The 20,495-nt window shown below is 72.7% G+C and carries 20 protein-coding genes and 1 pseudogene; 19 read left to right on the top strand and 2 right to left on the bottom strand.

The window, feature by feature from the left end; genetic code table 11:
• Positions 1-77 precede the first annotated feature (77 nt).
• From RYN42_RS05150 to RYN42_RS05140, 3 genes are read left to right on the top strand one after another with little or no spacing between them, the layout of a single operon-like run.
• Positions 78-2,003 (top strand): penicillin-binding transpeptidase domain-containing protein, encoded by a 1,926-nt coding sequence (locus RYN42_RS05150; protein ID WP_315094303.1) that lies wholly within the window; start codon positions 78-80, stop codon positions 2,001-2,003.
• Positions 2,000-2,566 (top strand): sugar O-acetyltransferase, encoded by a 567-nt coding sequence (locus tag RYN42_RS05145; protein ID WP_399552394.1) that lies wholly within the window; start codon positions 2,000-2,002, stop codon positions 2,564-2,566. The genes RYN42_RS05150 and RYN42_RS05145 overlap by 4 nt, the downstream gene beginning before the upstream one ends.
• Positions 2,566-3,513 (top strand): LLM class flavin-dependent oxidoreductase, encoded by a 948-nt coding sequence (locus RYN42_RS05140; protein WP_315094302.1) that lies wholly within the window; start codon positions 2,566-2,568, stop codon positions 3,511-3,513. The genes RYN42_RS05145 and RYN42_RS05140 overlap by 1 nt, the downstream gene beginning before the upstream one ends.
• On the opposite strand, the gene RYN42_RS05135 is transcribed toward RYN42_RS05140, so the two are convergent.
• Complete coding sequence (locus tag RYN42_RS05135; RefSeq protein ID WP_315094300.1) at positions 3,510-4,019, bottom strand: adenylyl-sulfate kinase; 510 nt, start codon at positions 4,017-4,019, stop codon at positions 3,510-3,512. The two genes, RYN42_RS05140 and RYN42_RS05135, sit on opposite strands and share 4 nt — an antisense overlap.
• Before the next feature lie 90 nt (positions 4,020-4,109).
• Here RYN42_RS05135 and RYN42_RS05130 point away from each other — a divergent pair, with 90 nt between their 5' ends.
• The 11 genes from RYN42_RS05130 to RYN42_RS05080 all read left to right on the top strand — a co-directional run bounded on the left by RYN42_RS05130 (position 4,110) and on the right by RYN42_RS05080 (position 13,725).
• Positions 4,110-5,111, top strand: a complete 1,002-nt coding sequence (locus RYN42_RS05130) for an NAD(P)-dependent alcohol dehydrogenase (RefSeq protein WP_315094299.1) — start codon at positions 4,110-4,112, stop codon at positions 5,109-5,111.
• Entirely contained in the window at positions 5,111-5,539 is a 429-nt protein-coding gene (locus RYN42_RS05125; RefSeq protein ID WP_315094298.1) for a hypothetical protein, read from the top strand. Before RYN42_RS05130 ends, RYN42_RS05125 begins: the two co-directional genes overlap by 1 nt.
• The gene (locus RYN42_RS05120) at positions 5,533-5,748 is read left to right on the top strand and encodes a helix-turn-helix transcriptional regulator (protein ID WP_315094296.1); all 216 of its coding nucleotides are present in this window, start codon (positions 5,533-5,535) and stop codon (positions 5,746-5,748) included. Before RYN42_RS05125 ends, RYN42_RS05120 begins: the two co-directional genes overlap by 7 nt.
• A gap of 64 nt (positions 5,749-5,812) precedes the next feature.
• Positions 5,813-6,466 carry a DUF4386 domain-containing protein gene (locus tag RYN42_RS05115; RefSeq protein WP_315094292.1) on the top strand — a complete coding sequence of 218 codons (654 nt, stop codon included), beginning with the start codon at positions 5,813-5,815 and terminating at the stop codon, positions 6,464-6,466.
• Between the two features lie 9 nt (positions 6,467-6,475).
• On the top strand, positions 6,476-8,275 hold the full coding sequence (locus RYN42_RS05110; protein WP_315094290.1) for an SLC13 family permease: 1,800 nt from the start codon (positions 6,476-6,478) through the stop codon (positions 8,273-8,275).
• A gap of 11 nt (positions 8,276-8,286) precedes the next feature.
• Positions 8,287-9,765 carry a leucyl aminopeptidase gene (locus RYN42_RS05105; RefSeq protein ID WP_315094289.1) on the top strand — a complete coding sequence of 493 codons (1,479 nt, stop codon included), beginning with the start codon at positions 8,287-8,289 and terminating at the stop codon, positions 9,763-9,765.
• 246 nt (positions 9,766-10,011) lie between these two features.
• Positions 10,012-11,544, top strand: coding sequence for a PQQ-binding-like beta-propeller repeat protein (locus RYN42_RS05100; protein WP_315094287.1), 1,533 nt, complete (start codon positions 10,012-10,014; stop codon positions 11,542-11,544).
• A 22-nt stretch (positions 11,545-11,566) separates the two neighbouring features.
• Positions 11,567-11,746 carry a hypothetical protein gene (locus RYN42_RS05095; protein ID WP_315094286.1) on the top strand — a complete coding sequence of 60 codons (180 nt, stop codon included), beginning with the start codon at positions 11,567-11,569 and terminating at the stop codon, positions 11,744-11,746.
• A gap of 808 nt (positions 11,747-12,554) precedes the next feature.
• Complete coding sequence (locus tag RYN42_RS05090; RefSeq protein ID WP_315094284.1) at positions 12,555-12,773, top strand: hypothetical protein; 219 nt, start codon at positions 12,555-12,557, stop codon at positions 12,771-12,773.
• Positions 12,774-12,796: 23 nt separating this feature from the next.
• Positions 12,797-13,213 carry a hypothetical protein gene (locus tag RYN42_RS05085; RefSeq protein WP_315094282.1) on the top strand — a complete coding sequence of 139 codons (417 nt, stop codon included), beginning with the start codon at positions 12,797-12,799 and terminating at the stop codon, positions 13,211-13,213.
• Between the two features lie 14 nt (positions 13,214-13,227).
• Positions 13,228-13,725 carry a hypothetical protein gene (locus RYN42_RS05080; protein ID WP_315094281.1) on the top strand — a complete coding sequence of 166 codons (498 nt, stop codon included), beginning with the start codon at positions 13,228-13,230 and terminating at the stop codon, positions 13,723-13,725.
• Here the strand turns inward: RYN42_RS05080 and RYN42_RS05075 are convergent.
• Positions 13,722-15,289: pseudogene (locus RYN42_RS05075) on the bottom strand (AbgT family transporter). The gene RYN42_RS05080 and the pseudogene RYN42_RS05075 overlap by 4 nt on opposite strands.
• Before the next feature lie 83 nt (positions 15,290-15,372).
• On the opposite strand from RYN42_RS05075, the gene RYN42_RS05070 reads away from it, so the two are divergent.
• From RYN42_RS05070 to RYN42_RS05050, 5 genes are all read left to right on the top strand, one after another.
• Positions 15,373-15,870, top strand: coding sequence for a hypothetical protein (locus tag RYN42_RS05070; RefSeq protein WP_315094279.1), 498 nt, complete (start codon positions 15,373-15,375; stop codon positions 15,868-15,870).
• A 62-nt stretch (positions 15,871-15,932) separates the two neighbouring features.
• Positions 15,933-16,904, top strand: a complete 972-nt coding sequence (locus RYN42_RS05065) for an aldo/keto reductase (RefSeq protein ID WP_315094278.1) — start codon at positions 15,933-15,935, stop codon at positions 16,902-16,904.
• Between the two features lie 83 nt (positions 16,905-16,987).
• On the top strand, positions 16,988-17,845 hold the full coding sequence (locus RYN42_RS05060; RefSeq protein WP_315094276.1) for an NAD(P)-dependent oxidoreductase: 858 nt from the start codon (positions 16,988-16,990) through the stop codon (positions 17,843-17,845).
• A 287-nt stretch (positions 17,846-18,132) separates the two neighbouring features.
• The gene (locus RYN42_RS05055; protein WP_315094275.1) at positions 18,133-19,164 is read left to right on the top strand and encodes a semialdehyde dehydrogenase; all 1,032 of its coding nucleotides are present in this window, start codon (positions 18,133-18,135) and stop codon (positions 19,162-19,164) included.
• A complete protein-coding gene (locus tag RYN42_RS05050) occupies positions 19,161-20,351 on the top strand; it encodes an FAD-dependent oxidoreductase (RefSeq protein WP_315094273.1) in 1,191 nt (396 codons plus the stop codon). The genes RYN42_RS05055 and RYN42_RS05050 overlap by 4 nt, the downstream gene beginning before the upstream one ends.
• The last annotated feature ends 144 nt before the right edge of the window (positions 20,352-20,495 follow it).

The following is a 20,495-nucleotide window of genomic DNA, read 5'->3' as shown; positions in this document are numbered from 1 at the left end:
GCGCCGCGCGACGAGGGGACAGCATGACGTTCGCAGGTGAACGGGTAGGTGGACGCGTCGAGGGTGCTCGGCGGTGGGTGGGAGGTGCCCTGGCCGTGGTGGTCACGGCTGCCGGGCTCGCGGCCTGCTCCGCCGAGCCGCCGGGGCCCCGGAGTGCGACCGACGCGCTCGCTGCCGCGCTCCAGTCCGGCGACTTCGCCGGCGCCCCCTTCGCCGGTGGCGGCGCGGACGTCACCGCCGCGACCACCGCCCGGACCAGCGCGTACGAGGGGCTCGCCCCGTGGGAGCCCACGGTGACGGTCGTCTCGGCCACCGTGGACCAGCAGGACGAGGACGTCGCCACGGCGGTGCTGGGGTTCACGTGGGACGTCGACGAGAGCGACGCCGACTGGACCTACGAGACGCACGCGCGGCTGGACCGGGACGACGAGGACGCGTGGCTCGTCACCTGGTCCCCCTCGCTGCTCGCTCCGGACCTCTCCGCGGGCGAGGTGCTCAGCGTCGACCGGACGCGCGCCGAGCGCGCCAACGTGCTCGGTGCGGGCGGCGCCGTGATCGTCGAGCCGCGCCAGGTGCACCGCGTCGGCATCGACAAGACGAAGGTCGCCGCCCCGGACCAGGACGCCGCCGCGCGCGGCCTGGCCGGCCAGCTGGGCATGGACCCCGACGCGTACGCCGCCAAGGTCCTGGGCGCCGGGGAGAAGGCGTTCGTCGAGGCCATCACCATCCGTGAGGGCGACCTGGGCTACGACCTGGTGGCGCTCGTCGGGCTGCCCGGCGTGATCGACGTGCCGGACACCCTCCCGCTCGCTCCCACCCGGCAGTTCGCGCGGCCGATCCTCGGGACGGTGGGTCCGGCCACGGCCGAGATCGTCGAGAAGTCCGACGGCGCGGTGGCCGCCGGCGACCTGGCCGGGCTCTCCGGTCTGCAGCGCCAGTACGACGCGCAGCTGCGCGGGCTGCCCGGGCTCACCATCACCGCCGCGCTTCCCGACGGTGCCGCGCCGCGCCAGCTCTACGCCGTCGAGCCCACGCCAGGCACCCCGCTGACGACGACGCTGGACGTCGCGCTGCAGGACGCGGCGGAGTCGATCGTCGCCACCGTCGGGCCGGCCAACGCGATCGTCGCCCTGCGGCCCTCGACCGGCGACGTGCTCGCGGCCGCCAGCGGTCTGGGCGGCGAGGGCATGTCCACCGCCACGCTCGGCCAGTTCGCCCCCGGCTCGACGTTCAAGGTGGTTAGCGCGCTCGCCCTGCTCCGGTCCGGGCTCACCGCGGACAGCGACACCAGCTGCCCCGCCACGGTCTCGGTCGACGGACGGGTGTTCAACAACTTCCCCGAGTATCCCTCGGACAAGCTGGGCACCGTCCCGCTGCGGACGGCCTTCGCCTACTCGTGCAACACGGCGTTCATCTCCGCGCGCGACCAGGCGGACCAGGCGGCGCTCATCGACGCCGCCGGCTCGCTCGGTCTCGACCCGAACGCCTCCCTCGGGTTCCCCGCGTTCCTCGGCGACGTCCCGGCCGACTCGGACGGCACGGACCACGCCGCGTCGATGATCGGGCAGGGCCGCGTGCTGGCCTCGCCGCTCGGCATGGCTACCGTCGCGGCCTCCGTGGCCCGCGGGGCGACCGTCGTCCCGCGGCTCGTCGTCCCCGCCGAGGGTGCCGCGACGCCCACGGACGAGGACGCCACGGAGCCCAGCGAGACCTCTGTGCCGGCCGCCCCGCTGACGGCCGAGGAGGCCGCCACCCTGCGCGAGCTGATGCGTGGCGTGGTGACCGAGGGCGGCGCGACGTTCCTGCTGGACGTCCCCGGCGACGAGGTCGCCGCCAAGACCGGCACCGCCCAGTTCGGCGAGGCGGGCAACCTGCAGAACCACGTGTGGATGATCGCGGTCCAGGGGGACCTCGCGGTCGCGGTGTTCGTGGACGTCGGCGAGTACGGGTCGACCACGGCGGGACCGCTGCTGGAGCAGTTCCTCCGGGCGGCGCAGGGGTGAGCACCGAGGACACCCGCAGCCAGTACGAGCGCATGGTCGCCGGCGACTGGTACGAGGCCGACGCCGAGATCCACGCGTTGACCAGCGCCGCGCAGGCGCGCGCCGAACGGTTCGCACAGGCGGTGCGCGACGGTGACGACGACGCCGTCGACCGGTTGCGTGAGCTGCTGGGCTCGCTGGGCGAGGGCTCGTGGATCCGCCCGCCGGTGTACGTCGATCTCGGGGTGCACCTGCACGTCGGGGCGAGGTCGTTCGTGAACTTCGGGCTGGTCGCGCTCGACGTCGCGCACATCCGGATCGGTGACGACACGAAGATCGGCCCGAACGTCCAGCTGCTCACGCCGATCCACCCGGTGGACCCGAAGCCGCGCCGGGACAAGCTCGAGGCCGCCAAGCCGATCACCATCGGCGACAACGTCTGGCTCGGGGGAGGCGTGATCGTCTGCCCGGGGGTGACCATCGGCGACAACACGGTGGTCGGCGCCGGGGCGGTGGTCACCAGGGACCTGCCCGCCGACGTGGTCGCGGTGGGGAACCCCGCACGTGTGATCAAGGAGATCTGATGACCGAGCGCGCCGTCGGCGTCATGCTCCCGCGGGACCTGCCCGCGCACCTGTTCCGCACCTACGCGCAGCGCGCCGAGGCGCTCGGGTTCGACGAGCTCTGGGTGGTCGAGGACTGCTTCTTCCGCGGCGGGATCGCGCAGGCCGCGTCTGCCCTCGCCATGACCGAGCGCATCCGCGTGGGCATCGGGATCCTGCCCGCGGCCGTGCGGAACGCGGCGTTCACGGCCATGGAGGTCTCGACGCTGGCGGAGCTGTTCCCGGGGCGGATCGACGTGGGGATCGGGCACGGGATGCCCGGCTGGATGCGGCAGGTGGGCGCGTGGCCAAAGAGCCCGCTGACGATGCTGGGTGAGCACCTGGATGCCGTGCGGGGGATTCTGGGCGGGGCCCCGACCAGCACCGACGGCCGGTACGTGACGCTGGACGACGTGCAGCTCGAGTCCGTCCCGCCGGCGCCGCGGATCCTGGCAGGGGTCCGCGGGCCGAGGTCGCTGGCGCTCGCAGGCCGGTCCGCCGACGGAACGGTCCTGGCCGAGCCGGTGACCCCGGAGTACGTCGCCGAGGCGCTCCGGCACATCGCGCCGACGCGTGAGCACCGGGTCGTGGCGTACTGCGTCGCGGCGGTCGACGACTCTGCGGATGCCGCCCGCGACGCCGCGCGGCCCGCCCTGGAGTGGATCGGAGAACCTGACTGGGACGTGCACATCGCGCCGCTGCCGTTCGCCGACGAGTTCCGTGCCCTGCGCGCCGGTGCGACGGACCGGGCGGACTTCGTCGCGCGGATGCCGGACGTGTGGGTCGACCAGCTCGCCGTCGTCGGCACCGTGCACGACGCCCGCACCCGGATCGGGCAGCTGCACGACGCGGGGGTCACGACGACGGTCCTGATGCCGGTCGGCCCGGACCCGCTGGTCGCGATGGAGAGCCTCGCGCGGGTGCTCTAGAGACCCAGCTGGTCGGCGATCTCCCGAGCGACCGCCGACGGGGCTCGGTCGTGGTTCTCGACCACCAGCTCCTCGACGGCGGCCTTCTCGAGCAGGAGCGCCAGCACGTCGGTGCGGGCCAGGTGCCAGTCGCGTTCCGGGCCGGGCTCGTGCCGGGCGACCAGGCGCGCGTGGCGCGTGGCCGCGGGCGCGTCGATGCGCACCACCCGCACGGCCTCGCCCAGGGCGTCCGCGTAGGCGTCGCGCTGCGCCGGTGTCTCGACGACCCGCGGCAGGAGCAGCACCTGGAGACCGGCGTCCCGCCAGTGCGGGCGCATGGTCCGCAGGTGCTCGACGACGACGCGCTCGTTGAAGGGGTCGTCGGGCGGCGCCGGAGTCTCGGTGGCGATGGCGTCGACGTCGAGATCTCCGGCCGCGTGCCCCCGGGCGAGGAGCTCGTTGCGCAGGGCGACCGCGACCGTCGACTTGCCGGCGCCGACCGTCCCGGAGAGCGCGAGAACCTTCATGCTCCCATCCTGCCGTGTCAAGAACTCTTGACATCGTGTCTGGTTCGCCATACCTTCGCCGTGTCAACAATTCTTAACACGGAGGCTCCGATGAGCGTCGAGACCGAGACCCGCACCATGCAGGCGATCGTCCAGCGCGCCTACGGCGCCCCCGAGGCGGTCCTCACCACCGGCACCCTCCCGCGGCCGGTGCCGAAGCGGGACGAGGTCCTCGTCCGGGTGCACGCGTCCTCGCTGAACTTCGCCGACGTGGCCATGGTCACCGGCCGGCCAGCGCTGATCCGGGCGGTCATGGGGCTGCGGCAGCCGCGGCGCCGGGTTCCCGGGCGGGACGTCGCGGGGGTCGTCGAGTCGGTCGGCGCGGACGTGACCGACCTCCGCGTCGGCGACGAGGTCGTCGGGGAGGCGACCGGAGGCACCTGGGCGGAGTTCGTGGCCGTGCCTGCGAAGCTCCTCGGCGGGAAGCCTGCCAACCTGAGCTTCGAGCAGGCCGCCACCCTCCCGCTCGCCGCCGGCACGGCTCTCGACTGCGTCGCCGGCGTCCAGCCCGGGCAGAAGGTGCTGGTCAACGGGGCGTCCGGCGGGGTCGGCTCGTTCGCGGTGCAGCTGGCCACGGCGCTCGGGGCCGAGGTCACCGGGGTGTGCAGCGGTCGGAACGTCGAGCTCGTCGCGAGCCTCGGGGCGGACCACGTCGTCGACTACGAGCGCTCCGACTTCACCACCGGCGGCACCCGGTACGACCTGATCATCGACCTCGTCGGCAACCGGAGCCTGGCGGCCTACCGGCGGGCGCTCGCCCCGCGCGGCACCCTGCACCTGTCCGGTGGCGGCGGCGGCCGGATCATCGGGCCGATGGGCCGGCTCGCGCAGGCGCTCGTCGTGAACCTCGTCGTGAGCCAGCACCTGCGGCCCGTCTTCGCGACGCCCAGCCGCGCGAAGCTCGACCGGGTCCGCGAGCTCGCCGAGTCCGGGGTGCTCTCGCCCGCGGTCGAGCGCACCTACCCTCTGAGCGACGCCCCGGAGGCGCTGCGCCGGCTGGTCGCGGAGCACGCCCGCGGCAAGACCGTCCTCACCGTCGCCCAGGAGAGCTGATGTCGTACGAAGAGCGGAACGTCTGGGTGTTCCTCGTCGTCGCCGTGCTCGCGTACACGGTCTACGTCGCCGTGGTGCTCAGCCGCGCACGGGACACGCCGCTGACCGAGGTCGCCTACGTCGGCCCGCTGCTGTGGTCCATCGGCGGGGCGATCGTCGCGTCGATCGTCGGCACCATCGGGGTCTCCCTGGCCAACCGGCGCGACGGACACCGGACGGACCAGCGCGACAAGGAGATCAACCGGCTCGGGGAGGTCACGGGCCAGTCGTTCGTCGTCATCGGCGCGCTCGGGTCGATGGTCCTGGCGATGCTGGAGGCGGACTGGTTCTGGATCGCCAACGCGATCTACCTCGGCTTCGTCCTGTCAGCTCTCGTCGGCTCGGCCACCAAGCTCGCCGCCTACCGCCGGGGCTTCTCCACGTGGTGAAGCCCACGCAGGTCACCAACTCCATCCGCACGCTCCGGTTCACCCACGGGGAGATGACCCAGGCCGAGCTGGCCGACCGCATCGGCGTGACCCGCCAGACCGTCATCGCGATCGAGCAGGGCCGCTACTCCCCGTCGCTCGAGATGGCCTTCCAGATCGCCCGCGTGTTCGACGTCCCGCTCGACGACGTCTTCCAGTACCCGGTCTGACCCCCGAACGAACCGTACGAGGCCGCCCGGTCTCGCGATCCGTCCTGCCCAGAAAGGCACAGCCATGCCCTCCACCGCACGCCTCGCCGGTCTGCTCTACCTCGTCGTCGCCGTCTTCGGCGGGTTCGCCGAGCTGTTCGCCCGGGCCAGGGTCCGCGCCTCCGACGACGTCGCCGACGCCCTGCGCGAGAACGCCGGACTCATGAAGCTCGCGTTCGCCGCCGACCTCGTGGCCTTCACCGCGTTCCTGCTCGTCGGGCTCGCCCTCTACGCGTTGCTCGGGCGCGTGCACCGCGCGGCCGCGCTCACGATGCTCACTATGAACGCGGTCGCCACGGCCATCCAGTGCCTGAACATGGTGAACCACGCCGGGGCGGTGCTCGCGGCGCAGCGGGGTTCCGACGAGGTCGCCGTGCTGCTGCTCGACCTGCACGGCGTCGGGTACCTGGTGGCGCAGATCTTCTTCGGCGCGTGGCTGATCCCGCTCGGCTACCTGGTGGTCCGGTCCGGGTGGGTGCCCCGGCCGTTCGGGTACGCGCTGGTGGTCGGCGGCTTCGGGTACCTCGCGGGGCTGCTGGTCGAGCTCGTCGCGCCCGGTGCCGCCAGCGCCGCGCTGGCGCTGGGGTTCCTCGGCGGGGTGTCCGAGATCGTGTTCCTGCTCTGGCTCCTGGTGACCGGGGTGTCCGCGCCTGTTCGTGAGCGGGTGCTCGTCCCCTAGTTTGGCGATATGTCCGACGCCACGGTCAGCCTGCTCGTCCTCGCAGCGTGCGTCGGGCTGTTCGTCTGGAACCGGCTCTCGGTCGGCGTCGTCGCCATCCTCACCGCGCTGGCGCTGTACGCGACGGGACTGATCGACGCCGGGCAGGCCGTCGCCGGGTTCGGCGATCCGGTCGTCGTGTTCATCGCGTCCCTGTTCGTGCTCAGCGAAGGGCTCGAGTCGTCGGGAGTGACGGCGTGGGCCGGTCAGCAGCTCATCACCCGGGCGGGGACGGCGCGGAACCGGCTGCTGATCGCGCTCATGGCGCTGTCCGCGGTGATGGCCGCGCTGGTCACCCCGAACGGCGCTGCCGCGGCGCTCCTGCCGGTGGTGGTCCTCGCAGCCCGCCGCTCGACGCAGTCGACGTCGCAGCTGCTCATGCCGCTCGCGTTCGCCGCGAGCGCGGGCGCGCTGCTGGTGCTCAGCGGCAGCACGGTGAACGTCATCGTCTCCGACGCTCTGTTCACGTCCACCGGCGAGCGGTTCGGGTTCTTCGAGTTCGGGCTGGTCGGCCTGCCGCTGGTGCTCGTGACGATCGCGGTCTCCGTGCTCCTCGGCCGGCGGCTGCTGCCCGACCGCTCACCCACCGCCCTGCCCGCCGACTACTCGAGGCATGTCGACACCCTGGTCGAGCACTACAGCCTCGACGTCGGGTTCTTCCGGCTCCTGGTCGGCGCGGGGTCCGACGTGGTCGGCAGCCGGCGCGAGCAGGTCTCCGTGCCGGAGGGTGTGGTCCTCATCGGGGTGCAGCGGTCCACCGGCGAGCCCGCCGCCGAGGACGAGACGCTGAGCGTGGGCGACGTCGTCGTGGTCACCGGGGACAGTGCGGGGATCGCGTCGCTGGTCGAGGAACACGCGCTCACGGTCGCGACGACGCCGCTGACCCGCGGCACACGTGAGGCGCTGCTCGGCCGCGAGGTCGGCGTCGCGGAGCTGGTGGTCCGGCCGCGCTCTCGGGTGATCGGTCAGGTGGTGTTCGCGGGGGTGGTCCGCTCCGGCGTGACGGTGCTCGGCCTGCGCCGGCTGGGCAAGGACCGGGGCGCCGACCACCTGGTGCTGGCCGAGGGGGACTCGCTGCTGGTGCACGGCCCGTGGCCGGCCGTCGAGGCGTTCGCGGCCGGGGACGACGTGCTCATCGTCGACAGCCCCGAGCTGGTCCGCCGGCAGACCGTGGCGCTCGGGCCGACGGCGTGGCGGGCGATCGCGGTGCTCGTCGTCACGGTCGCGCTCCTGGCCACCGGGGTGGTGCCGCCCGCGATCGCCGGGCTGATCGGTGCCACGCTCATGGTCATGACCGGCGTGGTCGGCGTCCCGCAGGCCTACCGCGCGGTGTCGTGGCAGGTGGTCGTGCTGGTCGGGGGACTCATCCCGCTGTCCGTCGCGATCGCCTCGTCGGGCGCCGCGGACGTGGTGGCCGGGCGGCTGGTCGACCTCGTCGGCGACGGGGGCCCGCGCGTGGTGCTGGCCACCCTGTTCGTCCTGACGCTGGTGCTCGGCCAGGTGATCAGCAACACGGCCACCGTGCTCATCGTTGCGCCCATTGCGGTCGCCATGGCCGACGCCTCCGGGGTGGCACTCGCGCCGGTGCTGATGCTCGTCGCGGTGGCCGGCGCCGCGTCGTTCCTCACCCCGATCGCCACCCCGGCCAACATGATGGTCATGGGTCCGGGCGGCTACGCGTTCAGCGACTACTGGAAGCTCGGGCTGGCGACCACGGCGGCGTGGTTCGTCGTCGCCCTCCTGCTCATTCCCGTCATCTGGCCCACGTGAGGAGCACGACGATGTCCTTCGACCCGATCCCGTCCCGCGCGCTGTTCGAGGGTGTGTCCGTCCGCGTGGCGCCGCCCGGTTCCGACGCCGGCCGGGCCCTGGGCGTCGCCGTGACCGCCTCGGGTGAGGTGCCGTCGGCGGTGCCGCTGGACCGCGCCGCGCTGGTCGAGTGGGGCTTTCGCGGCGGCGTCGGCGAGACGCTGATCCTGCCGCGGGAGGGCGGGGCGGTGATCGTGACAGGCATCGGCGACGAGCCGACCGAGGCGTCACTGCGTGATGCGGCGGCGGCGTTCGCCCGGGCGGCCGGTCGCGACGACGTGCTCACCACGGACCTCGCCGCGGCCGGCGTCTCCCGCGGCGCGTCGGCGCAGGCCGTCGTCGAGGGGATCCTGCTCGGCCGCTACCGGTACGACGCCCTCAAGACCGACCCGTCCACCGTCCCGGTCCGCGAGATCGTCCTCCTGGTCGACGACGCCGCGGCCGACGACGCCCGCCGAGGAGCCGACCACGGCGTCGTGCTCGCCCGCGCGGCCGCCCTGTCCCGGGACCTGGCCAGCACGCCGGCCGGGCACCTCACCGCCCCGGACCTGGCCGACGTCGCCGTCTGGCTGGCCGGCGAGCACGGCCTGGACATCGAGGTGTTCGACGAGCAGGCGCTGGTCGAGATGGGCTGCGGCGGGTTGCTCGGCGTGAACGCGGGGTCGGTCGTCGAGCCGCGGATGATCGTCGTCAGGTACGTGCCCGCCGGGGAGCCGCGGGGGCACCTGGCGTTCGTCGGCAAGGGCATCACCTACGACTCCGGCGGCATCAGCCTCAAGCCGTCGAACGCGATGCACGCGGCGATGAAGATGGACATGAGCGGTGCCGGTGCGGTGCTCGCCGCGATGACCGCGCTCGCGGACCTCGACGTCCCCGTGGCGGTCAGCGCCTACCTCGCCTGCACGGACAACATGCCGTCGGGCTCGGCCACCAAGCTGGGTGACGTCCTGACCAGCCGGGCCGGTCGCACGATCGAGGTGGTGAACACCGACGCCGAGGGCCGCCTGGTCATGGTCGACGCGATCGCGCTCGCGCGGGAGGACGGCGTCGACGCGATCGTCGACATCGCCACCCTCACCGGTGCCGCGCTGGCGGCCCTGGGGATGCTGACGGCCGCAGTGATCGGCAACGACGACGGGATGCTCGACCTGGTCGAGGCCGCCGCCGAGCGCACAGACGAGCAGGTCTGGCGGCTGCCCTTGGACCGCCGGTACCGCAAGCAGCTGGACTCCGAGGTGGCGGACATCAAGAACCTCGGCGGCGAGTTCGCCGGGGCCATCACCGCGGCGCTGTTCCTGGCCGAGTGGGTGGGGGACACGCCGTGGGCGCACATCGACATCGCCGGCACCATGCGGTCCGAGTCCGACGACGCCTGGCGCACCAAGGGCGCGACCGGGTTCGGCGCGCGGCTGCTGGTGGAGGTGGCGTCGACGTTCGCTGCGGCCCGGTGACGGAACGGTGAACGAGCGGCGCGCGACCCACGAGTCGATCGCGGGGGGTTCGGTGAGCGGTAGGAGGCCGGTCGAGAACCAGCGCGCGCCGACTCGTGCGCGGACCGTGTCCGGCACGCCTTCGCGTGAAGACTTCGTCGCTCCGAGCGTGACGAAGTCTTCACGCGAGCGTGGGCGGGACGGCGGAACTGCTCCGGGCAGGTGACGGGGGCGCTGGCGAGCCTCCGGTGCTTGTAGCGTCCCGGCATGGCGCGCCGCGACGGGATGGACCAGGTCGAGCTCCTCGAGCTCGACCACGGGCCGTCGGAGACGCCCGTCGACGCCGTCGACCGGGCCCGCGGCGCCGTGCGGGAGGCCGCCGGCGGCGCCCTGGGCTGGATCCGCCGACACCTGGTGCTGTCGATCGTCGTGATCGCCGCAGTCGTCGGTGCGATCGCCGCTCCGGTCGTGGTGTCCGCGCGCGCGGACCGTGCGCGGCTGGCGTCGCTGGCTGCCCTGCCCGGGGTGCTCGCGCCGATGGACTCCGCCCCGCGGGTCGCGTGGACGTCGCCGCCGATCAGCGGCCTGTCCGTGGCGGCCATCGACACCCAGGCGTGGGTCAGGGACGAGGTCCTGGTCGTGCGGGAGTCGACGGGGGGTCCGGCGCAGTCCCACATGTTGCGCGCGCTCGACCTCCGCTCGGGCGAGGAGGTCTGGACGACCGCCCTGTCTGCGGCCCCCCAGCTGGGCGAGGTCGAGAGCGTCGCGGTCGCCGACCCCACGGCCTGCGTGGCCAGCCCCCGCGCCGTCGTCTGCCTCGTGCCGGAGTCCTGGAGGATCGCTCCGGAGCACCCTGACGAGGAGGACGTGGGGATGCTCGTCGAGCCCACCGCCGTGCGGCTGCGGGCGTACGACGTGCGCACCGGCGGGCAGGTCCTGGACCTGCCGGTCGCACAGCGCTCGTCGGTCGTGGAGCTTGACGGCGACGTCGTGCTCGCGCAGACGCCGGAGTCGGGGACCGATCCGGCCACCCTGACCCGCCTCGACCCGACCACCGGCGACGAGGTGTGGAGCGTCGACGTGCCCCGGCCCACCGCCGCCGGCGGTGTGCCCCGGCCCACCGCCGCCGGCGGGTCCGCCGATGCCCAGGTGCAGCTCTACGGGGAGGTGCTCGAGGTCAGCTGGCTTGGCTCCGTCCACCAGTTCGCAGGTGACGGGTCCCCGGCCGGCGTGCTGGACGCCGACGTCTCCTGGCACCAGCGTGGCGGTCGCTGGGCGTACGACATGGGCACCCCCGGGCTCACGGACCTGGACTCGGGTCGCCACGTCGACCTTGAGGGCGGCGTGGTTCCGTGGATCGCCGCCGACGACGGGTCAGCGCCGGGCGTGCTGGTCGTCCAGGGCGAGGGCGTCCTCCGCGGAGTCGGCGGGGTGAGCGGCGGCCGGCTCTGGGAGGTGCAGCAGGCGGTGCGGGGCGCGCTCCCCGCGATCGTCGTCGCCGACGAACGGCTGGCCGTGCTCGTCGACGGGCTCCTCACGGTCCGCGACCTGCGCACCGGCGAGGGCGCCTGGGTCTTCGAGTCGACCGGCCTGCTCGGCGAGAGCATGGTCACCGACGGCGAGCACCTGATCGTGCTCGTCGCGGGGGAGCACCGGTCGGTGGTGGCCTTGGACCTCGCCGACGGGCACCGCGCCTGGAGCGTGCGGGTGCCGACGACGTTCACCTCTCTCGCGGTCGTCGACCACCGGCTGTTCGGCGTGAGCAGCGACGGGCTGACCGCGCTCGTCGACGACCTCTAGTCCGACTCAGCGGGAGACTCTGATGACCACAGGTCCGCGTCGTCGCGGAGACGTCTCGTCGAGCGTCGGTTCGATCCTGATCATCCTCGGGGCGGGTGTCGGGTTCTTCATGTTCGTCGCTTCGTGGATCGCGAACCTCTCTGCCGCGCTCCTCGGGGTTGGTGCGATCTTCTTCGTCGGCCGTGCCGGCCACAAGGGCTGATGGTGGACGACAGCGAAGGAACCTCGTTCTGGGAGCTCTCCCCGTGGGAATTCGTCGCGCCCGCTCTCCTCGTGACCTGCATCTATCTCTTCGGGCTGCACCTGGCTGGGTACCTGGAGTGGGGCTGGGCGGTGGGAGGAGCGGCCCTGATCCTGCTCGGGTTCGCGGCCCTCGACCGGCCGGATCGGGTCGGCCTGATCCGCGACGAGATCGTGGAGCTCCGGGGGAAAGGAGGCGCGCAGCGGCATCGCCGAGATCCGGCTGGTGGCATTGACGTGGGCGCCCAAGCTCGACCCTTACCTCCGCATCAGCGACGGCACGACCGACATCGCGGTGCACTCGCTCGGAGATGCCAGCCTCGAGTTCCGCCGCAGGCCTGGCGCTCGGCTGCGTGCTGACAGGCCGGACCTGCCGATGTCAGCCCAGCTCCGTGCGCTCCTCGACGGGTAGGGGTGGGCCGGGCGCGCAGCGTCGACGCTCTGGTGGCCTGACGTCTGCGCTAGATTGCGCGCGACACCGACGATCGGGGCGAGATGACGAGAGAGTGGGACTCGCCCTCCACCACGTGCCGGCTTCCGGTGTCTTTCGGCGATCCCGGTGTCTGAGGCTCTCGCAGCGGTGGCAGGGCTCCTCGGCCTGGTCGGTGCTTGGACGGGCGGCGCCGTCTTCCACCGCGGTCGCCGTGACCGGTGGAACTCGGCGGGTCACTGGGGTGCGACGGCCGAGGCGCTGGGCGCTGGACTGGCAGGCATGGCGGCGTTCCTCGCGATCCAGCACGCGAACGACCAGCAGATCGACTCCGGCGCGCGTGTCGGGTGCAGCGGGCCTGGCGGGCCTGGCGGGCGCCCTGGCGGTGACGTACCTGTGCTTGCTCGTGGTCCTGACGCCGTCGGTCCCGGGTTCGCGGCGGAGACGGCTCACCTGGACGGACCGGGCGCGGCTCACCGAACTCACCACCGGTCAGCTTCTTCCGGGCGTCGCGATCCTGCTGTCGGCGATCCTTCTCGTGTCGTCAGCGATCCGCTAGGTCGACCAAAGGTGGGACGGAACGTGACGACCTCGGGCGGCGAGTACGGGCACGAGCTGGCTCGCGCGTTCCGGCAACCGCACGAGGCGTGGCTGGTGACGGGCACTCTCGGACCCGCCTGGGGAGAGGTCTATCGGGCGGTGGCGTGCGGCTTCGCCGATGAACGAGCCTCGAACCCACCTCGTCGCCGGTCTGGCGAGTATGCGATCGCCGTGAAGGCGCTGAACTACTTCGCCCTCTCCGCGCGAGGGGTGCTTGGGCTGCTCTGCGCCGCGCTCTTCGTGGTCGTCGCCTTTGCTCTGGCCAGTGTGCTCGGGGGCGACTTCGAGGTTCGACGCTCCCTCCTGACGCGCAGGCCGTCGTTGAGCGCACGGTCGGGTACCGGGCCGAGATTCAGCGTCATCCGACACCTCACCGAAGGCGGAGCTCAGACTCTGTGACTACACATATCCGGATGGAGGGGCTGTTCGTGCTGAAACCCGCGGCCCTCCTCGCGGCCGTCTGGGCAACCGCCGGGTGCGCTCTTCTGCCCAGCGATCCCGTCCGTCCACCGGTGGGGCTCCGGCAGGATGGGGACGTCCTCACTGTGCTCATCCCTGATTGCCCCGGCGTCACGGTCGTCGGCGCTGCGGTGACGTCGAGGTCATCGGATGCCACGTCCGGCCTGCCCTCCTGGACGGCAACCGGGTTCATCGGCGAGGTGAGGAACGGAGTTGCGCTGGACACCCGCGACTGGTCGGAGGTCGATGGCAGCTACGCAGGGCTGGCTGCCGTCGACATCGAGATCGACACCGGAACGAGCACCTATGGCACCGTCGTCGAGCCGCCACGCGATCGGGAGGACCTGGAGTCCCTGCCCGTCGGGCATTACGACGTCGGCGGAGAGGTCGTCGAGGCAGCGGAGTACTTCGATCGCGTGGCGGATGACTATCCCTGCCCGACTCCTACCTAGGTCAGGTAGATCGACGCCCCCGGGCCCAGCGGGATGCCCAGCAGGTACCAGACCACCAGCAGCGCGGACCAAGTGACCAGCAGGACCACGGTGTAGGGGAGCATCAGCGAGATCACCGACCCGACGCCGACCTTGCGCCGGTACCGCTCCGCGAAGATCACGATCAGCGCGAAGTACGGCATCAACGGCGTGGCCACGTTCACGGGCGAGTCGCCCACGCGGTAGGCGGCCATGGCCAGGTCCGGCGAGATGCCGAGCTGGATGAACAGCGGCACGAACACGGGCGCGAAGATGGCCCACTTGGGCACGACGCCGCCGATGAAGATGTCGATGATCGCAGTCATCGCGATGAGCCCGAGGATGAGCCAGACGGTGCTGAGGTTGGCGGCCTCGAGGGTGTCGGCCATGTTCACCGCGGCGATGGTGCCCAGGTTCGAGTAGTTGAAGTACGCGATGAACTGGCTGATCACCAGGAGCAGGAAGATCAGGCCGGAGAGGCCGGCGATGGTCTTGGTCATCGGGTTGATGACGTCCATCGAGCCCGTGATGGTGCCGGCGCCCTTGCCGTAGCAGAGCCCCATCACGAAGAAGTACACGAGGATCAGGAAGATGATCGAGTTCAGCAGCGGGGAGTCCTCGACCAGGCTGCCGGTCTCGGGGTTGCGCAGGACCGCGTTCGGCGGGAGCGCCAGCGCGAGCACGACGGCGGTGGTGCCGAGGAAGCCCCAGAACGCCCAGCGCAGGCCGTTCTTCTCGGCGTCGGTGAGCTCGCCTGAGGGTGGCTCGTCGGCGTCGGCAGGCCCCTCCGACGGGTGGTAGGCGCCGAGGCGCGGCTCGACGAACTTCTCCGTGAGCAGGGTGACCACCACGGTGACCAGCAACGTGGAGACGATGCCGAAGAACAGGTTGCCGGTGATCGCCACGTGGTTGGCGGGGTCCGCGATCGCCTCGTTGGTGATCTCCGCGAGCATCCCGTCCACGGGCGTGATCAGCACGTTCACCGCGAACCCGCCGCCGACCCCCGCGAACGCCGCCGCCAGCCGGCCAGCGGGTGCCGGCCGAGGGACAGGAACACCGCGGCGGCCAGCGGGATGAGCACCAGGTAGCCGGCGTCGGTGGCGATCGAGGACAGGACGCCCAGCAGCACGATGATGAACGTGATGGCGCGCGGCGGGGCGATCTTGACCAGCCGCTTGATGAACGACGCGATCAGGCCGACCTCCTCGGCCATGCCCACGCCGATCATGGCGACGACGATGACGCCGACCACGCCGAAGTTGTTGAAGTTGGCCACCGGCGAGGTGAACACGAACCGCAGACCGTCGGCGTCGAGCAGGCTCCGCGCGGCCACCGTCACGGTGACGGGCTCCTCGGCCCCGATCTGCGCCTGCTCGAACGTGACCGTGCTGCCGACGGCCTGGAACACCGCGGACAGCACCATGATGAACGCGATGAGGATCAGGAAGATGATGACCGGATGGGGGACCTTGTTGCCCGCCCGCTCGATCCCGTCGAGCACCCGCTGCAGGGGTGACGGCTTGACGACGACCTCGGCCTGGCTCATGCGCGCTCCTCGGCTCGAACCGCTCCGAGGTCGACGCTAGCGAAGGTCCGGACATCTCGGACCCCCCGTGATGAGATGGCGTGATGAGGCCAACCGTCGCGATGCTGGGATCGACGGTGGTGCTTGCGGGGATGTATGTGGCGATGGCCGGGTGCCTGCCGTCCGACGCCGGTCCCCTGTCGGACAACGTCGCGCTCGCAGCGAGGGCCGACGGAACCCTCCTCCTTCTCCTCAACGTGTGCGGGGGACGCACGGCGTCCATCGAGCTGGGGACGGGGACCAACCCGTGGGTCCGCGCGCAGAGTGAGCTGGTGCCGGCGTCGCCCGACGATCGACATCTCGAGATCGCTCTGTCCGCACCCGAGCCTGAGGCCGCCGTGACCGACGGCGTGCTGCCGAGCGAGCTCGAGCTCCCGCTCTGGGTGCGCGTGACCATGGACGACGGGGTGTGGGCGACCGGCGTGTTCGAGGAGTGGCCCGCCCCGGGCGAGGCGATCTCGGTGCCGCGCGAGGAGGTCGGCCTCGCACCGACGGCCCAGCCGATCGACGACTATCCGACCGCGAGCCCCGACTGCCCGTGAGGCTCCGCCGCGAGTACGTCGAAGGTCCGGACATCTCGGACCCCCCGTGATGAGATGGCGTCATGAAGCAACCCGTCTACGCCCCCGGTCAGCCGAGCTGGATCCGTGACCTCGGCTCGACCGGGCTCCGCGTCTCCGCCGTCTGCCTCGGCGGCGGACCGCTCGGCAGCATGCCCGAGCTGTTCGGCCGCGACGTCTCCGCCGACGAGGGCGTCGCCACCGTGCTCGCCGCGCTCGACAGCCCCGTCCGGTTCATCGACACGTCCAACGGCTACTCCGACGGGGAGAGCGAGCGTCGGATCGGTGCCGCGCTGAAGGAGGCCGGGGGCGTCCCCGAGGGTGTCGTCATCGGCACGAAGGTGGACCCGTCGGGCCGCGACTACTCGGGCGACCGGGTGCGCGCGTCGGTCGAGGAGAGCCGCGAGCGCCTCGGCATCGACCACCTGCCCCTGGTGCACCTGCACGACCCGGAGTCCTTCGACTTCGCGGAGATGTCGGGACCGGGCGGTGCGGTCGAGGCCCTGGTGCAGCTGCGCGAGCAGGGCGAGGTCGGCGCGATCGGCCTGGCAGGCGGGCGCGTGCAGGAGATCGCCAAGTACCTGGACCTCGGGGTGTTCGACGTCCTGCTGGTGCACAACCGGTGGACCCTCGTCGACCGCAGCGCCGGTCCGCTGCTGGAGGAGGCCACCCGGCAGGAGATGGGGATCCTCAACGCGGCGGTGTATGGCGGCGGGATCCTGGCGTTCCAGTCCGGCGGGCCGACGAGCTACGGGTACCGCCCGGCCCCGCCCGAGACGCTCGTCGCGATCAAGGCGATGCGGGACGTCTGCGCCGACTTCCACGTGGACCTGGGTACCGCGGCGCTGCAGTTCTCGCTGCGTGACCCTCGGATCGCGTCGACGGTCGTCGGGATGAGCCGCCCAGGCCGCGTCGCGCGCACGCTCGACCTGGCGTCGGTGCCGCTGCCCGAGGCCCTGTGGCCGGCCCTGGAGGCGCTCGTCCCGCCGCCGCACGTCTGGCTCGACGCCGACTGACCCGGGAACGTGAACGATCCGGCCGAGCGAGGGCCGGATGCTTCATGGTCCTCAGGACGAACGACGCGGGATAGCGTCGGGGCATGAGTCGCGTCGTGGTCACTGGTGGGAGCGGGAAGCTCGGTCGGGCCGTCGTGGAGCACCTGGCGGAGCACGGGTACGACGTGGTGAACGTCGACACGGTGCTGCCGCCCGCAGGTCAGCCGGCGGTGTTCAGCCGGGTCGACCTGACGGACCTCGGCCAGGTGACCGAGGCGCTGACCGGCATCGACGACCGGTACGACGGCGTCGACGCGGTCGTCCACCTCGCGGCGATCCCGGCGCCGGGCCTGCGCCCGAGCGGTGCGACGTTCGCCAACAACGTCGTCGCCACCCACCACGTGTTCAGCGCAGCCCGCCGTGCAGGCATCACGAACGTCGTCTGGGCCTCCAGCGAGACCGTCCTCGGCCTGCCCTTCGAGACGCCGCCGCCGTACGTCCCGGTCGACGAGGAGTACGCGGTCCGCCCGGAGAGCACCTACTCGCTCGGCAAGGCGGTCGAGGAGGAGATGGCGCGGCACTTCACGCGGTGGGACCCCGAGCTCAAGCTCGTCGGCCTGCGGTTCTCCAACGTGATGGAGGTCGCCGACTACGCCGCGTTCCCGGGCTTCGCCGCCGACCCTCGCAGCCGGATCTGGAACCTGTGGGGCTACATCGACGCGCGCGACGGTGCCCTGGCTGTCCGGCTCGCGCTGGAGAGCGACCTCACCGGGTTCGAGGCGTTCATCATCGCGTCGCCGGACACCGTGCTGGAGACGCCGTCGGCGGAGCTGGTGGCGCAGTACTTCCCGGACGTGCCCGTGACGCGCCCGGTCGAGGGGCGCGAGACGCTGCTGTCCATCGACAAGGCCCGGCGCCTCCTCGGCTACGACCCGCAGCACACCTGGCGCGACGAGGTCTGACCCCAACGGTTGCGGCCGTCCGCTCGTTGTCTCCAGTGACAGGGTGCTCGGACGACGAGGGGAGTGGGCGTGCCGGCCTGGCATGGCGACCGTCGCTCCGCCCTGGTGGGCTACGCCGCGCTGTTCACCCTCGACTGAGCAAGGTCTGGACCACGAACGTGTGAACCTGCGGGTGAACCCACCCGCGCGCCATCTGGCTGACACATTCGCTTGCTTGGCTCCCTCCTGTATCTCCGGGGTGCGTTCGCGCCCCTTCGGGGCACAGACCCACCACAGGGGAGCCACCGATGAGCACCGCCCCACCGTTCGCCTTCCTTGTCCACCCGCGCACCCGCATCGCCGACGACCTCGCCCGCGCCTGGCGCCCGCTGGGCTGGCTCCCCGAGGGTCTGGTCGACGCCGCGGTGCGACGGCTGCCGCTGCCGTCGTACGCGATGGCGCGGGTGCACCTCGACGACCGTCCCGTCGGTCACGTGGTCCTCGTCCCGTTCGGGGCTCGGCACCTGCTGTCCCAGCCGCACGAGGGCCGCGCGCGCGTCGGTCGGGCGATCGACCACGCCGCGCGGCTCGGTGCGGGCGTCGTCGGCCTCGGGGCGCTCACGGCCACCGTCACCGCCGGCGGCGCCACCCTGCGCGGCCGCACGGACATCGGGGTCACCAACGGGAACGCGTACACCGCGGCGATCGTCGAGGACCAGCTCCTCGAACTGCTGGCGGACCTGACGGACCGCCGCGTGGCCGTCGTCGGCGCGACCGGGTCGGTGGGCACCACGCTGGTCCGCCTGCTCGCCGCGGGCGGCTCCGTGGACTCGCTGCTGCTGGTGGCGCGCGGCGCGGCCCGGCTGCAGGCGCTCGCCGCGGAGGTGGGGCGCCGGGTCCCGACGACCACCTCCACCGACCTCCTCGACGTGCGCGGCTGCGACGCGGTGGTGCTGCTGACGGCGTCGAGCGAGGCCCTGCTCGGCGCGGAGCACCTGGCGCCCGGCGCCCGCGTGCTCGACGCGACGCAGCCCCGCAACACCTCACCGGACCTCGCCGCGGCGCGGCCCGACGTCACGCTGGTCGACGGGGGCGTGGTCGAGATCCCCGGGATGCACCTGCGCGGCGGCGACATCGGCCTGCCCCGCGGACAGGCGTACGCGTGCTTCGCGGAGACGTTCCTGCTGGGGCTGGCCGGGCACCGCGGACACTTCTCGATCGGGGTGCCGACGCTCGACCACGTGGCGCACGTGCGCGGCCTCGCACAGCGGTTCGCGCGGCACGGGTTCGCGGCGGCCGCGCCGGCGACCTTCGGGCGGCCCCTCGTGGGTGCCCGGTGAGGCGGGTCGTCCTGCTCGGTGGCGGCTACGTGACCCTGCACGCGTACGGCGCGATCGTGCGTCGGCTGCGCGGACCGCTGCGCCGGGGCGAGCTGGAGCTCGTCGTGGTCAGCGCCGACACCGTGCACAACTTCCACGGGTTCACGGGCGAGGTGGTCGCCGGGTTGCTGCCGATCGGGCTCACGCAGACGCCGCTGACAGAGGCGATGCCGCGCGCCCGGGTGCTGCACGCGCGGGTGACCCGCGTGGACCTGACCACCCGGACGGTGCACTACTCCACGTCCGATGGCGCCGACGGGGACGACGAGCTGGCCTACGACGCCCTCGTCGTCGGGACCGGTGCGCGCGAGCCGCTCGACGCGGTCGACGGGCTCGCCGGCCGCGGACTGACCCTGCGCGGACCGGGTGACCTGGCGGAGCTGCTGCAGCGCGTGCGCGTGGTGGACGGTCCGGTGGTGGTGGTCGGCGGAGGGCTGGCCGGGGTCGAGCTGTCCGCCGCGCTGGCCGCACGGGTGCCGCACGTGGTGCTGGTCCAGTCGGCCGACCGCGTGGTGCCCGCCCTGCACGCCGAGCAGCCCCGGCTCGCGGCCCGGTGCGCCACGGAGCTGGCGCGGCTCGGGGTGGACGTGCGGACCGGGGTGCGGGTGGTGTCGGCGCGGGACGGCTCGGTGACCCTGTCCGACGGGTCGGTGCTGGGCACCCACGTGGTGCTGGCGACCACGGGCCAGAGCGCCGTCGTCCTGCCCGGTCTGGAGCGGCTGCCCCGCGACGAGCGCGGACGACTGGTGACCACCCGGGAGCTGCTCGTCGCGCCCGACGTCTGGTCCGCCGGCGACGCCGCCTCCGTGGCGCACCCGCGCAGCGGCACACCGGTGACCGCCAACGCGCTGTGGGCGATCAAGGCCGGCGACCAGGTGGGCCGCAACGTCGCCCGCGCGCTGACAGGACGACCGGGCCGGCGGTTCCGCTACCTCGGGCTCGGTCAGGCGGCGTCGTTCGGCGTCGGCCGCGGGGTGGCCGACCTGTACGGCGTCCCGCTCACCGGGTGGCTGGCGTGGGCGATGCGCGTCGGCTTCTTCCTGCGGTTCATGCCGACCCGCTCCCGCGCGGTCCAGGTACCGGGTGAGCTGCTGCGCCGCGCCCGGCGGGCCGAGCCGGTCCGCCCCCGGGTCGCCGTCGCACCCTGACCCAGCCCCCGTCGCCGTCAGCCGGCGGTGAGATCGTGGGTTCGACGCGAGATCGACGGTTCGCACCCTCGATCTCGCGGCGAACCGGGGATGTCGCGCCCCCGCGGGGCGACCGGGGGCCGGGGGGGCCCCCCCCCCCCCCGA

It is taken from the genome of uncultured Cellulomonas sp. (assembly GCF_963527515.1).
Taxonomy (GTDB): domain Bacteria; phylum Actinomycetota; class Actinomycetes; order Actinomycetales; family Cellulomonadaceae; genus Cellulomonas.
This window is presented reverse-complemented; position numbering and strand designations above follow the sequence as displayed.

Coding starts and splice junctions, on each gene's coding strand:
- RYN42_RS05140 (WP_315094302.1), top strand. CDS start 2,566: ATGACCGAGCGCGCCGTCGGCGTCATGCTCCCGCGGGACCTGCCCGCG.
- RYN42_RS05135 (WP_315094300.1), bottom strand. CDS start 4,019: ATGAAGGTTCTCGCGCTCTCCGGGACGGTCGGCGCCGGCAAGTCGACG.
- RYN42_RS05130 (WP_315094299.1), top strand. CDS start 4,110: ATGAGCGTCGAGACCGAGACCCGCACCATGCAGGCGATCGTCCAGCGC.
- RYN42_RS05125 (WP_315094298.1), top strand. CDS start 5,111: ATGTCGTACGAAGAGCGGAACGTCTGGGTGTTCCTCGTCGTCGCCGTG.
- RYN42_RS05115 (WP_315094292.1), top strand. CDS start 5,813: ATGCCCTCCACCGCACGCCTCGCCGGTCTGCTCTACCTCGTCGTCGCC.
- RYN42_RS05110 (WP_315094290.1), top strand. CDS start 6,476: ATGTCCGACGCCACGGTCAGCCTGCTCGTCCTCGCAGCGTGCGTCGGG.
- RYN42_RS05105 (WP_315094289.1), top strand. CDS start 8,287: ATGTCCTTCGACCCGATCCCGTCCCGCGCGCTGTTCGAGGGTGTGTCC.
- RYN42_RS05100 (WP_315094287.1), top strand. CDS start 10,012: ATGGCGCGCCGCGACGGGATGGACCAGGTCGAGCTCCTCGAGCTCGAC.
- RYN42_RS05095 (WP_315094286.1), top strand. CDS start 11,567: ATGACCACAGGTCCGCGTCGTCGCGGAGACGTCTCGTCGAGCGTCGGT.
- RYN42_RS05080 (WP_315094281.1), top strand. CDS start 13,228: ATGGAGGGGCTGTTCGTGCTGAAACCCGCGGCCCTCCTCGCGGCCGTC.
- RYN42_RS05070 (WP_315094279.1), top strand. CDS start 15,373: ATGAGGCCAACCGTCGCGATGCTGGGATCGACGGTGGTGCTTGCGGGG.
- RYN42_RS05065 (WP_315094278.1), top strand. CDS start 15,933: ATGAAGCAACCCGTCTACGCCCCCGGTCAGCCGAGCTGGATCCGTGAC.
- RYN42_RS05060 (WP_315094276.1), top strand. CDS start 16,988: ATGAGTCGCGTCGTGGTCACTGGTGGGAGCGGGAAGCTCGGTCGGGCC.
- RYN42_RS05055 (WP_315094275.1), top strand. CDS start 18,133: ATGAGCACCGCCCCACCGTTCGCCTTCCTTGTCCACCCGCGCACCCGC.